15 protein-coding genes are annotated in these 14383 nt (G+C 30.7%); 8 read left to right on the forward strand and 7 right to left on the reverse strand.

Annotation, left to right across the window (positions count from 1 at the left end; all coding sequences use genetic code 11):
* Positions 1-21 precede the first annotated feature (21 nt).
* From CLU82_RS12815 to CLU82_RS12840, 6 genes are read left to right on the forward strand one after another with little or no spacing between them, the layout of a single operon-like run.
* Complete coding sequence (locus CLU82_RS12815; protein ID WP_100843464.1) at positions 22-1029, forward strand: glycosyltransferase; 1008 nt, start codon at positions 22-24, stop codon at positions 1027-1029.
* Positions 1026-2144 carry a glycosyltransferase gene (locus CLU82_RS12820; protein ID WP_100843465.1) on the forward strand — a complete coding sequence of 373 codons (1119 nt, stop codon included), beginning with the start codon at positions 1026-1028 and terminating at the stop codon, positions 2142-2144. The genes CLU82_RS12815 and CLU82_RS12820 overlap by 4 nt, the downstream gene beginning before the upstream one ends.
* The gene (locus CLU82_RS12825) at positions 2141-3208 is read left to right on the forward strand and encodes a glycosyltransferase (RefSeq protein WP_100843466.1); all 1068 of its coding nucleotides are present in this window, start codon (positions 2141-2143) and stop codon (positions 3206-3208) included. Before CLU82_RS12820 ends, CLU82_RS12825 begins: the two co-directional genes overlap by 4 nt.
* Positions 3209-3214: 6 nt before the next feature.
* The gene (locus CLU82_RS12830) at positions 3215-4558 is read left to right on the forward strand and encodes an O-antigen ligase (protein ID WP_100843467.1); all 1344 of its coding nucleotides are present in this window, start codon (positions 3215-3217) and stop codon (positions 4556-4558) included.
* Positions 4530-5537: a glycosyltransferase family 4 protein gene (locus tag CLU82_RS12835; RefSeq protein WP_100843468.1), complete on the forward strand. Its 1008-nt coding sequence runs from the start codon at positions 4530-4532 to the stop codon at positions 5535-5537. The genes CLU82_RS12830 and CLU82_RS12835 overlap by 29 nt, the downstream gene beginning before the upstream one ends.
* 57 nt (positions 5538-5594) lie before the next feature.
* Entirely contained in the window at positions 5595-6989 is a 1395-nt protein-coding gene (locus CLU82_RS12840; RefSeq protein ID WP_100843469.1) for a sugar transferase, read from the forward strand.
* Positions 6990-6992: 3 nt separating this feature from the next.
* On the opposite strand, the gene CLU82_RS12845 is transcribed toward CLU82_RS12840, so the two are convergent.
* Both CLU82_RS12845 and CLU82_RS12850 read right to left on the reverse strand, forming a co-directional pair.
* Positions 6993-8132 (reverse strand): DUF4105 domain-containing protein, encoded by a 1140-nt coding sequence (locus CLU82_RS12845; protein ID WP_100843470.1) that lies wholly within the window; start codon positions 8130-8132, stop codon positions 6993-6995.
* A gap of 46 nt (positions 8133-8178) precedes the next feature.
* Positions 8179-9165 (reverse strand): PorV/PorQ family protein, encoded by a 987-nt coding sequence (locus CLU82_RS12850; protein ID WP_100843471.1) that lies wholly within the window; start codon positions 9163-9165, stop codon positions 8179-8181.
* Between the two features lie 272 nt (positions 9166-9437).
* Between CLU82_RS12850 and CLU82_RS12855 the strand changes: the two genes are divergently transcribed.
* Both CLU82_RS12855 and CLU82_RS12860 read left to right on the forward strand, forming a co-directional pair.
* Positions 9438-10157 carry a phosphatidylcholine/phosphatidylserine synthase gene (locus CLU82_RS12855; protein WP_100843472.1) on the forward strand — a complete coding sequence of 240 codons (720 nt, stop codon included), beginning with the start codon at positions 9438-9440 and terminating at the stop codon, positions 10155-10157.
* 9 nt (positions 10158-10166) lie between these two features.
* Positions 10167-11015 carry a glycoside hydrolase family 25 protein gene (locus CLU82_RS12860; protein WP_100843473.1) on the forward strand — a complete coding sequence of 283 codons (849 nt, stop codon included), beginning with the start codon at positions 10167-10169 and terminating at the stop codon, positions 11013-11015.
* A 9-nt stretch (positions 11016-11024) separates the two neighbouring features.
* Here the strand turns inward: CLU82_RS12860 and CLU82_RS12865 are convergent, their stop codons facing one another.
* From CLU82_RS12865 to CLU82_RS12885, 5 genes are all read right to left on the reverse strand, one after another.
* On the reverse strand, positions 11025-11261 hold the full coding sequence (locus CLU82_RS12865) for a DUF5808 domain-containing protein (protein WP_100843474.1): 237 nt from the start codon (positions 11259-11261) through the stop codon (positions 11025-11027).
* A gap of 55 nt (positions 11262-11316) precedes the next feature.
* The gene (gene lptB, locus CLU82_RS12870; RefSeq protein WP_100845027.1) at positions 11317-12057 is read right to left on the reverse strand and encodes an LPS export ABC transporter ATP-binding protein; all 741 of its coding nucleotides are present in this window, start codon (positions 12055-12057) and stop codon (positions 11317-11319) included.
* 123 nt (positions 12058-12180) lie between these two features.
* On the reverse strand, positions 12181-12531 hold the full coding sequence (locus CLU82_RS12875) for a carboxymuconolactone decarboxylase family protein (RefSeq protein WP_100843475.1): 351 nt from the start codon (positions 12529-12531) through the stop codon (positions 12181-12183).
* Positions 12524-13339: a twin-arginine translocase subunit TatC gene (tatC, locus tag CLU82_RS12880; RefSeq protein WP_100843476.1), complete on the reverse strand. Its 816-nt coding sequence runs from the start codon at positions 13337-13339 to the stop codon at positions 12524-12526. Before tatC ends, CLU82_RS12875 begins: the two co-directional genes overlap by 8 nt.
* On the reverse strand, positions 13339-14304 hold the full coding sequence (locus tag CLU82_RS12885; RefSeq protein WP_198520223.1) for an SIS domain-containing protein: 966 nt from the start codon (positions 14302-14304) through the stop codon (positions 13339-13341). The genes tatC and CLU82_RS12885 overlap by 1 nt, the downstream gene beginning before the upstream one ends.
* Positions 14305-14383 lie beyond the last annotated feature (79 nt).

The raw sequence follows: 14383 nt of genomic DNA on the forward strand, positions 1-14383 counted from the left end.
TATTAAATAATTCATTTATAAATGAATAGTATTAAAAAGGTTTATATTTTTGGTTTATTTAATGCGTTTTATGATTCTTTTTATATAAAGGGAATCCAAGATTTATATGGAAAGAATAAAATAGTTTATGATATTTCTAAGTTTCCTAAATTTAGGCAGAATACTTTTGCTGCAATTTTTCAACACGAGGATGGAAAAGAGATTAAAGTTGTTATTGATTCGAGAGATACTACTGAAATATGGAAAGAAGAATTAGTTTGGTGTGATGTTTATGGTAAAATAAATTATAGTTTAAATGAGATTCCAATAGATTTTGAATTTAAAATAATTGCAATAGGACCTAGTTTTGAAATTAAATTTTGGAATTTCTATGAATCCTTTTTTTTAGGAATAAAACATACTTTAAATTTTAAAAATGCACTTTCAAACCGAACTGATTATTTTGCTAATTATTGGAGACAATATAAAAGATTAAGACTTGAAGAATATTATTCTAAAGTAGTAAGTTTAGATAACTATGTCTTTTTTGTAAGTTCAATATGGAAAAAAGAATCGCAGACAAATAGAAATAGGTCTAACTATATTAAAGCCTGTAAATCAAATTCAAAAATTATTTTTGAAGGTGGATTTGCTCCTAGAAAAGACGGTGATAATTTAGGGTTTGGTGCATTAGTAATATCAAAGAGATTTGATTTAAAGGCATATTTTTATAAAACAAAAAAAACTAAAATTGTCTTTAATACACCAGCAGTTTTATCTTGCCATGGATGGAAATTAGGAGAGTTTTTAGCAATGAGTAAAGCAATTATCTCAACGAATCATAAAAATATTTTACCAAGTCCGTTAGATAATAATATCCACATTGTTTATGTCGACGAAAATTCTTTTGAAGATTATTCAGATAAAATAAATAAACTGATTGATGATTCTGAAAAAAGGATAGAATTAGAAGCTAACGCGTTTAAATATTTTAAGGATCATTTGGAACCTTCAGTAGTCATAAAAAAACTTTTAAATTTTAAGATTTGAAATTCGCAATAATTACTCATGTAATCCATAAGAAAGAGCAAAATCATTTTTTTGCCTATGCGCCATATGTAAATGAAATGAATATTTGGTCCAAATATATTGACGAGTTAATTATTGTTGCTCCTTTACAAAACAGCAAAAAATCGACAATTGATAGTGTTTATAATTCTGGTAATGTGAAATTTATGCCTATTCAACAAATAAGTTTGGTAGGAAGGTTAGAGGTTATAAAGGCAATTTTAAATTTGCCAAAAATTAGTTGGCAAATATACAAAGCTATGAGCCAATCAAATCATATTCATCTCCGATGTCCAGGAAATATTGGGCTTTTAGGCTGTTTGATTCAAATTTTATTTCCAAATAAAAAGAAAACGGCAAAGTATGCTGGGAATTGGGATCCAGAATCTAAGCAACCTTTGAGTTATCGTTTACAAAAATGGATTTTAAGCAATACTTTTTTAACCAAGAATATGCAGGTATTGGTTTATGGAGAATGGAAAAATTTATCCAAAAATATAGTCCCTTTTTTTACCGCTACTTATTTAGAATCAGATAAGGATCTTTTTCAAGTAAAGGGATTGGCAAAAAAGATTAATTTTATTTTTGTTGGGACATTGGTGGAAGGTAAAAATCCACTATATGCAATTCAATTAATAGAAGAATTGTATAAAAAAGGATTTATAGTTCATTTGGATTTGTATGGTGAAGGTTTGGAAGGAGAATTATTAAAGGATTATATTTCAAATTCTAATTTAGAAAAAGTGGTTAAGCTTAAAGGGAATCAACCTAAAGATGTTGTAAAAGATGCCTATCAAGGCAGTCATTTTGTTATTTTACCTTCTAAAAGTGAAGGTTGGCCAAAAGCTATTGCCGAAGGTATGTTTTGGGGTTGTGTTCCAATTGCTACTGCAGTTTCATGTGTACCTTTTATGTTAGATTTTGGAAATAGAGGATTATTGTTACAAATGAATTTGGAAGAAGATGTTCAACAATTAATAACTCTTTTAAACAATGAATCAGGCTTTTTAGACAAAAGTAAAAAGGCTTCTGATTGGTCTAGAAATTATACTCTTGATGTTTTTGAAGTTGAAATAAAAAAAATGTTACTGCAATGAGAATTGTCCAATTAATAGATTCTTTAGAAGCGGGTGGAGCTGAGCGAATGGCTGTCAATTATGCGAATGCTTTAGTAAAGGAGGTTAAATTTTCGGGATTAGTTGCTACTCGAAAAGAAGGCTCTTTAGTAAATCAAATTAATCCAAATGTTTTCTATTTGTTTTTAAATAAAAGAGGGAAGCTTGATTTTAGAGCTCTTTTTAGATTGCGGTCTTTTGTTTTGAAAAATAAAGTAACTCATCTTCATGCACATAGTACTTCTTTTTTCTTTGCTTTTTTGCTGAAACTTATTCTTCCATCGTTACTTATAATTAGACATGATCATTATGGGAATAATGAATTTTTAGCAACAAGACCTTCTTTGATATTAAAAAGAACAGCTTCTTTTTTTAAGGGTGTTATTGCAGTAAATCAAAATCTTAAAAATTGGTCTGAGAATGTAGTTAAGGCTAATAATGTTATTTATTTGCCTAATTTCCCAATAGAGGAGACTAATGTTGTGAACCAGACAGTTTTAATGGGAATTCATGAAAAACGCATTATATCTTTGGCTAATTTAAGAGAACAAAAAAATCATTTTTTACTGTTAAATGTGGCAAAAAAGTTAAAAAAAACTAATCCAGATTGGACTTTTCATTTGATTGGTAAAGATTTTGAAGACGAGTATGCAATTCAAATAAAAAAATTGATTGAAGAATATGATTTAAAAAATAATGTTTTTCTTTATGGTTCCAAAGAGGATGTAGGACATATTCTCGATCAGGCGTCAATTGCAATTTTGACCTCAAAATCAGAAGGATTACCTGTTGCTCTTTTGGAGTACGGTTTATACAAAAAAGCAGTTGTTGTTACTCAAGTGGGGGAAATTCCTATGATTGTTCAAAATGGGAAGAATGGATTTATTGTTGAGACTGAAAGATCAGATTTATTTTATCAAGCTTTGGTCAATTTGATAGAAAATGAAACTTTGCGAGTTGATTTTGGTAAAGCTCTTTTTGATACAATTCAAACTGAATATGCTGAAGAAAGCGTTATGAAAAAATATTTAAATTGGTTGAAATAAATTGAAATGAAAAAAGAAGAAGTATCTTATATCTATTTATTACTGTTTCATGCTTTTCTTGGGGTATTGATATTTGTATTGCCGTTTATCTCAAAAATATATACAATAGCAATATTAATTTTTGGGATTTATTATATTATCAAGAGTAAAAATAAAAATAATGAGGTTCTTGTAATATCGGCCTATGTTGTCAGTGTTGAAGTTCTTTTAAGAATGACAGATGGAATGATTTTAAATGAATTTGGTAAATATTCAGTTCTAATTTTTATGTTTCTGGGAATGATTTATTCAGGGTTTTCTAAAAATGCATTACTGTATTGGCTTTTTTTGTTGTTACTTATTCCAGGAGTTATTTTGGCAACACTTACTTTAGATTTTGATACCAATGTTAGGAAAGCAATTGCATTTAATTTAACAGGTCCAGTTTGTTTGGCATTTAGTGCAATATACTGCTATCAAAGAAAAATATCTTTTGATCGATTATTGGGCGTAATTACAGCATTTTCGTTGCCCTTAATTGCGGTTTCTGTTTATTTGTTTTTATATACACCAAGTGTAAGAGATGTAGTTACAGGAACTCAATCTAATTTTGAAACTTCAGGAGGATTTGGACCAAATCAGGTATCAACTATATTAGGACTAGGGGTTTTTATATTTTTTGTTCAGTTAGTTTTTAACTCCAAAAGTAAATTATTGCAACTGGTAAATATTGGTTTTGTTATGGTTTTTGCTTTTAGAGGAATTGTGACATTTTCTAGGGGAGGAATTATTACAGCGTTGATGATGGTTTTTATTCTGTTGGTTGTAATTTATTTTCAGGCCAATGAAAAAACAAAACCTAAAATAGGTTTGATAATTATACTGTCATTTATAATAGGAATCGGGGTTTGGGGATATAGTTCTCTCCAAACAGGTGGATTAATAAATAAACGATATGCTAATCAAGATGCACGAGGTAGGGAAAAGAAAAGTAAATTATCAGGGAGAGAAACTCTTATAGCTACTGAAATGCAAATGTTTTTTGATAATCCTATTTTAGGTGTAGGGGTAGGAAGGAATAAGGAAATTAGAGAAAAAGAAACAGGAATTGCATCTGCTTCTCATAATGAAATTACTAGAATGCTAGCTGAACATGGTTCTCTTGGTTTGATTGATTTAATTGTTTTATTGTGTACACCGCTGTTTTTATTTATGATTAATCGTCAAAATATTTTGGCACTTTCTTTTTTAGTTTTTTGGTTGTTAACGATCAATCATGCTGCTATGCGATTAGCAGCACCAGCTTTTGTTTATGCACTTTCATTATTAAAAGTCTATACTATTGAAAAACCTGTTATACATAGGGAATAAATTATCCAAGCATGGAGTTACTCCAACTACTATCGAAACTCTTGGTCCCCTTTTGGAGCAAGAAGGCTTTAGAATATGGTATAGTTCATCTCAAAAAAACCAAGGATTACGATTAATAATCATGTTGTGGAGTGTTTTTCAATATAGAAAAGTTGATTGTGTTCTTATTGATACTTACAGTACTGCCAATTTTTGGTATGCATTTGCAATTTCTCAATTGTGTCGCTTTTTAAAAATAAAGTACATTCCTATTTTACACGGAGGTAATTTATCTTTAAGATTGAAGAAGAATCCGAAAATGTGTGAAATGATTTTCAAACATTCTTTTCAGAATGTTGCTCCCTCTCTCTTTTTGATTAGTGAATTCAAAGCTAATGGATATGAAAATATAATTCATATTCCAAATGCAATTGAATTGGATAGATATCCTTTTTTGAAAAGAGAAAAAGCAATTCCTAATTTATTATGGGTTCGTTCTTTTGCGCAACTATACAATCCTGTAATGGCTGTTGAAGTATTTGCTTCTTTAAAAGAAAAATATCCAGAAGCTACACTTTGTATGGTTGGACCCGAAAAAGATGGTAGTTTATTAGAAACCAAAAAACGAGCTAAAGAACTTAATGTCGAAGTACTTTTTACAGGGAAATTATCTAAGAAAGATTGGATTGTTCTGTCTGAAAATTATTCTATTTTTATAAATACAACCCATTTTGACAATATGCCAGTAAGTGTGATTGAAGCTATGTCTCTAGGTTTAGCTGTTGTTTCTACTAATGTTGGAGGTATTCCATTTTTGGTAGAAAACGAAAAAGAGTCTCTATTGGTACCCGATGAAGATATGGATCAAATGACGAGGTCAATCGTTAGATTAATTGAAGATCCTTATTTGTATAATGAAATTATAACTAATGCTAGAAATAAATCAAAACATTTTGGATGGCAGGAAGTTAAGTTAAAATGGTTAGCTATTTTAAAATAAAGAAGGTTTGTTTTTTATATAATAACTAACTTGCAACTAAATTCAACTCTTTAAAGAATGAGTAATTCAAAAAAAATGCATTTCGAAATATCCGAACGTAAACTGCTTTTACGGATTTTTGATGTAGTTTTTGTGTTATTAGGTTTGTATTGTCTTGGGTTTATTCCAGAATTTAATTATTTTCAATTCTCATTAATCAATTACTATTGGGTTATTGTTTTAGCTATTTATATTAGTGTTTTTGGGGCGATTTTTGAAATGTATAATCTTCAAGTTGCAAGTAACCATTTTCAAGCATTACGTAGTACAATTTTGACGACTACTTCTTCTGTAATATGTTATTTATTAACACCAATTTTTTCTCCTCAATTACCTAAAAATCGTTTGCAATTATTACTTTTTTATATTGTCTTTTTTATCGCATTGTATGCCTGGAGAATGATTTATGTTCGTTTTTTGGCCTCCAATAGGTTTATCCAAAATGCAGTTTTAGTATGTGATAAAGATCAAGTAGAAGAACTTGTTTCAGGACTAGAAAGTGTTGATCCTCATTATAGAATAGTAGGATATATAAATTCGGATAGTGATTCGACTTCCCAATTTGAACTTCAGCATGTAAGATGTATTGAAATAAATGATTTAAGTTCTTTTGTTGCTAAAAATGGTATTTCCGAAATAGTTGTTGCTTCTCAAAAAACAGATGGAATTACTGCAGATTTATACCATCAGCTACTCCATTTATTAGAATCGGGTAAGAGTATTAGAGAATATACTCAGGTATATGAAAGTAAAACGCAACGGATTCCAGTTCAGTATATTTCGAGAGATTTTTATCGTTTTTTTCCTTTCAGTCGCAGTAATCATAATAAATTATATTTATTATCTATTCGATTGTCTGAAATTGTTTTGTCATTAATTGGACTAAGTATTGGTTTTGTTTTAATTCCTATAATCCTTATTGGAAATGCTTTTTGGAATAAAGGAAAATTGTTTTATACTCAAAAAAGAGTAGGCAAAGATGGGGTTGTTTTTAAAATAATCAAATTTAGGACGATGATAAAAAATGCTGAAAAATCGGGAGCAGTTTTTGCCCAAATAAATGATTCCAGAGTAACTAAATTTGGAAAGTTTTTAAGAAAAACTAGAATTGACGAATTTCCACAATTTATTAATATTTTAAAAGGTGATATGGCTGTGATTGGGCCAAGACCTGAGCGGCCAGAATTTGTGAATAAAATTGCAGAAATAATGCCGTTTTATGAAACCCGACATATCATTAAACCAGGTCTTACTGGTTGGGCACAAGTCAATTATTCGTATGGAGAAAAACTTGAAGACAGCTTGATAAAACTTCAGTATGATTTGTATTATATCAAACATCGGAGTATTTATTTAGATTTAGATATTGCTTTCAAAACCATCTCCACTATTTTGTTTTATAGAGGTCAGTAAATATTAAATAATTATTGGAATACGTTTTTTGTTCTTAATAGCTAATCGAGTTAGAACAAATAAATTGGTTATAAGAACGGGTGAAACAATAAGTAAATGAATTTTTGTAATGATGAAACAGAAATACATGAGCATCATCACAATATTGAAAAAAGCCAATTTGTATGTCCATTTTGAATTTTTTGCTAGCACAAAATATAAAACAAGTAAAAGCGTAGGATTGAATAAAAGTATGTTGTAATTGTATCCTAATTCCTGATGAGAGGAATAAAAGCCTAAAAAGACAAAAAGTAAGCCCAGTAGTCCTATAATCGATAAATAAGTATAATCGATGCTTTTCTTGTTTATTAGGGTTACGAATCCTAAAATAAAGAGATAAGTATAACAGTTATTCCACAAAGAAGTTGGAGTTTCTTCTTCAAAATTTAATATCGTTTTGTTTGCTTTAGATAAAGGTTGGTTATTATATTGAATAAGTTGTAAGCTTTTTTGAAGTTCAAAAGGCAAGAATATTTTAGTCCCCATTTGATCCACTTTAGTTCCAAATACAATACTTGTACCCAGTTTCTCATAAAAATGATTGTTGAAATAAGGAAATAAAATAGATCTGTACGTTTGATCGGTATCTACTTTTTTGGTGATTACTTTTGCTTTTAATGATTTATTAATCACGTCAACTACCTTCGAGGTACAGTTGTTATCAATAAATTTATATTGGTACAAACGTTCATCCGATAACATGGATTGGGCTAAGTTTTCAAATAATTGTTGTTTCAGTGCCAATGGAATATTTAACTCTTGTTCGTAAACATCTCTTTTTTCATAATTGTACTGATTAATAAAATCAATATAACGAGTGTTTACTATAAAATAATCCAAATCTCCTTTTGTAAATTGCATTGCAAAATTAGGAGTGTCAAAGTCGAATGCGCCATAATTATACACCACATCAAGATTGTTCTCAATATCACGAACTCGTATGGCTGTATGTCCAAATAAGGAATAGAGTTCATTTCCAAGACCGCAGGTCATTACGCTTACAGAAGCATTTTTAGATAAGATAACATCTTGAGAAAAAGCATTATAAATCGAACTCAATAAAAGAATAGAAACTAATATTTTTTTAAGAAGTGTAGTTTTCATTTTGCTGTTTTTTTAGATGTTAAGATGGGTTCAAAAATAATCAAAGTTAGTTTCTAAAAAGAGATAAATCAATTTTTAAAGAAAATACATTTGAATACAATGCAGTGCTTTGATTACCTAACGCGGTTAATGCATAATCAATTGCGATTCCTTTGTATTTAAATCCTAAACCAATATTGGGCTGAAATCCTATTTTTTTGGTGTTATCTAACTGAGTTACGTGTTGAAAATTTCCAACACCAGCTCTTACGAAAGCTAGATTGGTGTACCCAAATTCCAAACCAATAGCAGGATCAATACTAACAAACTTGCTGGAAATTAAATCGTTAGTTTGTGTAAATTGCATGTTCATATTTGCGGTAGTCAGAAGACTGTAATCGTCATGAAAAACAAATTTTTTGGCTGCGCCTAACTGAGCTTTAGGAAGTGTAATCTCGGTACTTTCTGGGACTTCTTGATTTTGGCCAGGAATCGCATCTGCTATTTTTTGATAGGCTTCTTCGTTGATGTTCCAAATGTTGTAAGTAGTGGTGATATCTCGTAGCATTAATCCAAATTGCCAATCATTTTTTTCAAATTGTAAGCCTACATCAAATCCAAATCCCCAAGAAGTCGCAAAGTCACCAATTATTCGTCGGATAATTTTAGCATTTACTCCATATTGAAAACCAGGAACAGGCAATTTCACTGCATACGAAAAAGTAAATCCGTAATCAGCCGTTGAAAAAAGCTTGATTCTATTGTAATCGATGTTGCCTTCATTGTCGATTAATTCTGTAGTATTCATAATATCATCAACTCCAAAACGGATTAACGAAATTCCCCAAGCACTTCGGTCGTCAATAGGACTGGCATAAGCTATGTAATCATATTTGGCAATATTGGCGAAGTAATTAGAATGCATTAAGGAAATTTGATCTTCTTCTAAATGCATTAACCCAGCAGGATTCCAATAAGTAGAATTGACATCAGAAGTGGAAGCAACAACAGCATTAGACATTCCTAAAGCCGCAGCATCTACACCAATATTCATAAACTCATTTGAGTATTTCCGAACGGTTTGGGAGTAGATACTATTTGCAATGAAAAGAAATAAAAAAAGCTGTGTTTTTTTCAAAGGATATTATTTGTAGGCTAAAAGCGATTTAATTATTATTCAAAAATAAAGTTTTTTGACGATGTAACTACTTCAATTCAATTAAATACTAATTTTTGTTACTAATAATTTAAAATCTCTCAATAAAACGGGTATCACTTTCGTTGAATGTATTAAATTTGCCAAGCTTATAATTCAATTTAAACACTATGAACATCAAAAAACATATTCCGAATACGATTACATTATTAAACCTTTTTTGTGGTTGTATCGCGCTGATATTTGTAAGTAAAGATGAATTTGAAATAGCTTTCTACTTCGTTTGTCTCGGAATATTTTTAGATTTTTTTGATGGTTTTTTTGCACGTTTATTCAAAGTATCTGGCCCTTTGGGATTGCAATTGGATTCTTTAGCAGATATGGTTACAAGTGGTGTGGTTCCGGGTTTTGTAATGTATAAAATGATGTTTTCTAGTAATATTGCGATGAGCGGCGAAGGCTGTCTCCAGTATTTTCCTTATTTAGGTTTTATAATCACTTTAGGTTCTTGTATGCGTCTGGCAAAATTCAATATAGATACACGTCAAACGGATTCTTTTATTGGGGTGCCAACTCCTGCAAATGCACTTTTTATATTGAGTCTACCCTTAGTTTTAAAATATTCTGAATCATTAATGATGCTTGAAATTTTGACAGAAAAATGGGTTTTACTTTTGATAGCATTGTTTAGTGCCTATATCTTAAATGCTGAGATTCCTTTGTTTGCTCTAAAAATAAAAAAGTTTAATTTTAAGGATAATGCACTTCAGGTAGTGTTTCTAAGTATTGCTGTTTTATTATTGGTTTTCCTAAATTATTTAGCGATACCATTAATAATTATCTTCTATGTTTTGCTTTCAGTAATCAATAATAAATTTCTAAAAAAGTAATTTTTTTGGATGAAAAGTAAGAATACAAGAACTAGCTATACTCGAAAAGCCAAAAAGAAAAACACTATTTTTACCTCTAAATTTTTTGGTAATTTAGTACTTATTTTTTTGTTTTTTGTAGTTGCTACAGTCGCTTATCATTATCGTTCTAGTTTTGCTCATTATTTGGGCTTTAGATCACGTGACACTACTATTGAAACTGATGTTTTTTCGGAAGCTCGTAATTTAAAAGTTCTGGAAAAAAATGATGGAAAAGTCATTGGTATTGATGTTTCAGAATATCAAGGAAAAGTCCGCTGGTCTTATGTAGATACTATAGAAGAAAAATATCCAATACATTATGTTTTTGTTCGGGCAACAGTAGGGAGAGATAGACCTGACCGACAATTTAAAAAGAATTGGCTTGGTGCCAAAGAAAATAAAATGATTCGAGGCGCCTATCATTATTATCGTCCAAACGAAAACTCTCTCGAGCAAGCTGAACTTTTTATAAAAACAGTTACTCTAAAAAAAGGAGATTTGCCTCCAGTTTTGGATATTGAAAAATTACCCAAAGAACAGTCTATTGAGCGTTTAAAAATCGGTTTAAAACGTTGGTTAAATGCTGTTGAAAAACATTATAGAGTGCGACCGATAATTTATACAGGAGAGAAATATTATGATGATTTCTTGAAAGAAGAATTTAGTGATTATCTTTTTTGGATAGCCAATTACAATTTTTACCGCGAAGAAATTCAAGATGAATGGCTTTTTTGGCAGTTTACAGAGAAAGCTACTGTGCCAGGAATCGATACTAAAGTAGATGTTAATATCTACAATGGAGATTTACAACAGTTGCAATTCATCACTGTTGAATAGTTTTGATATTTACCTGTTTCTTGAAATAAAATAAAAAATCATTGCAAAAAAGGCCAAAGCTATTATTAATGCCAATACTGATTTTGGATTTGCAAAATTGATAGTACTGCCCATTTCTTCATTTTTCTTAGGAGGAAAAATGCGTTGGTCTTCTTTATTATAATAGAAAATTCCCCAAACCCAATTGTTGGGGTTATTTTTCCATTTATCTGAGGTTTCTTTGGATGGTTCTTTGTTTAATGACATTTTTTTGAAAAATTAGGATTAGTAAGTTTGTAATTTTAATATCAAAAAAACTAAATTAAAACTCCAATTTTTTCTTTCTTAATTCGAAATTCTGACCAAGATATACACGACGTACCATTTCATCTTCAACCAGTTCTTCAGGTACACCTGCTTTTAGAATTCCTCCCTCAAACATAAGATAAGTTTTGTCTGTGATTGCCAATGTTTCTTGTACGTTATGGTCGGTTATTAGAATTCCGATATTTTTGTTTTTCAATTGTGCTACAATTCTCTGGATATCTTCTACAGCAACAGGGTCAACTCCTGCGAAAGGCTCATCAAGTAAAATGAATTTAGGATCGGTGGCTAAGCAACGAGCAATTTCAGTACGACGACGTTCACCTCCCGAAAGCAAATCTCCACGATTCGTGCGAATGTGTTCTAAACTGAACTCAGCGATTAAACTTTCCATTTTAGCAACTTGTGCATCTTTCGAAAGTTTGGTTAATTGCAAAACGCTTAGAATATTATCTTCAATACTTAATTTTCTAAAAACAGAAGCTTCTTGTGCCAAATACCCAATTCCCTGTTGGGCTCTTTTGTACATTGGATAATCAGTAATATTTAAATCATCCAAATAAATATTACCAGAATTTGGTTTTACCAAACCTACAATCATGTAAAAAGAAGTCGTTTTTCCAGCACCATTAGGCCCTAGAAGTCCCACAATCTCACCCTGATTTACTTCTACCGAAATCCCTTTTACAACACTTCGGCCTTTGTAGGTTTTTATTAAATTTTCTGCTCTTAATTTCATGTTTTTAAAGTTGCTAAGTAGCATAGTTACTAAGTAACTAAGTCTTTATTTGTTGCAAAGAAACGAATTTCGTCTATTTGGTTTTAGGTTTTAACTTCAATTTTGGATTTTAAATCGTACCAACTACTGTTGATTGTTTTCTAATGCTTCCCAAAATTCATAAGCTCTACGCAAATGAGGTACTACGATTGTCCCTCCTACTAGAGTTGCAATTCCCATAGCTTCCATCATTTCTTCTTTGGTTACGCCTTCTTTATGGCTAGTTTCTAAGTGATATTTTACACAATCATCACATCTTAAAACTGCTGAAGCTACTAGTCCTAGTAACTCTTTTGTTTTTACATCTAAGGCACCTGCAGCATAAGCATTGGTGTCTAGATTAAAAATACGTTTTACTATTTTATTATTGTCTGCCAATAATTTTTCATTCATTTTAGAACGGTAATCATTGAATTCTTCTACTATATTAGACATTAGCTTTCTTTTTATTTAATACTACAATTTTTGAAATTAAGATACTTACTTCGTAAATAAGTAACATTGGAATAGCAACAATAGTTTGACTCACAACATCTGGCGGAGTAACAATTGCAGCTACAATTAAGATTATTACAACAGCATATTTCCAATATTTTCTTAAAAATTCAGGCGTTACTAAATCTAATTTTGTTAAGAAATAAATAATTATAGGAAGTTCAAAGAACAATCCGCTGGCTAGGATACTGGTTTTTACCATCCCAATGTAAGAGTCCAATGTAAATTGGTTTTTAACAACATCACTCACTGTAAAAGTTGCGACAAAATTGACCGACATCGGAATGACAACAAAATAGCCAAATAATACTCCTAAAAAGAAAAGCAAAGATGAAGTGAATATAAATACTCTCGCGTTTTTCTTTTCTTTTTCATACAAAGCAGGACCAATAAATTTCCATACTTCCCATAAAATATATGGGAAACTTAAAATAAAACCTGCTAAAATACACATCCAGACAAAAATATTAACCTGACCCTCCATCTCTGTGTTCTGAATGATAAAAGGCATTTCTGTAATACAAATGCTGTCAGCAAATCCTAATTGATGGGATAATTCACAAAAATAACGATAGGTAAAAAAGGTTGGTCTCGTTGGTCCAAATATAATGGTGTCAAACAAGTAATCACTTATAAAATAGGTAACAAAAGCCATAATAATTACAGCCGTTGTACTTCTAACTAAAAGCCATCTTAATTCTTCAAGATGATCTAAAAAGGACATTTCGCCTAGATTTTTCTTTGCCATTATACAATCCCCTCTTTTAAAATGTCATGTAAATGCAATACGCCTTTATACTCTCCATTGTCTACTACTATTAATTGTGTGATGGAAAAATCTTCCATAATGTTAAAAGCATCTACAACCATAGCTGTAGATTGTACTGTTTTTGGACTTTTAGTCATAATGTCTTTAGCGGTTAAATCAGCAAAAGTATCTCTATCGTTTAGCATTCTTCGAATATCACCATCAGTTATTATTCCAATGACTTTGTTGTTTTCTACAACTGCTGTTACTCCCAAACGTTTCTCTGAAATTTCGAAAATTGCTTTTTTAACAGGTGTGTCAGGAGTTACTTCTGGTTTTAAAGTGTGTTCAAGCATGTCTTTTACTCGCAGTAATAATTTTTTACCTAAAGCACCACCGGGATGATATATTGCAAAATCTTCAGCCTTGAAGTCTCTCATTTCCATAAGGCAAACAACTATGGCGTCTCCCATAACTAATTGTGCTGTCGTGCTATTGGTAGGAGCCAAGTTTAACGGACAAGCTTCAGCATCAACTGTTGTGTTTAAAATATAATCAGAGCCTTTGGCTAAAAAGGAAGTAGTATTTCCTGTCATACCAATTAATTTATTGCCAAAACGTGTCAAAAGAGGAACCAATGCTTTAATTTCTGGGCTATTACCACTTTTGGAGATACAAATAACAACATCGTCTTTTTGTAGCATTCCTAAATCGCCATGTATCGCTTCTGAAGCATGTAAAAACAAAGAAGGGGTGCCTGTTGAATTAAATGAGGCTACCATTTTTTGAGCAATAATAGCACTTTTTCCAATTCCGGTTACGATTAATCTTCCTTTGGAATTGTAGATACATTGTACTGCTTCCGCGAATGTATCATCAATGAAATTAATTAATTTGGCTATAGATTGGCTTTCGGATTCAATAGTTTTTTTAGCGTTAGCTACTATGTTTTCTTTTGTAATCAAAACGGATAATTTAAAATTTGTATGTGTAAAAGAAAATTGTATCTTTATGTGCCACAAATTTATATAAAATACCACATAT

Origin of the sequence: Flavobacterium sp. 5 (assembly GCF_002813295.1) — a bacterium.
Classification (GTDB): domain Bacteria; phylum Bacteroidota; class Bacteroidia; order Flavobacteriales; family Flavobacteriaceae; genus Flavobacterium.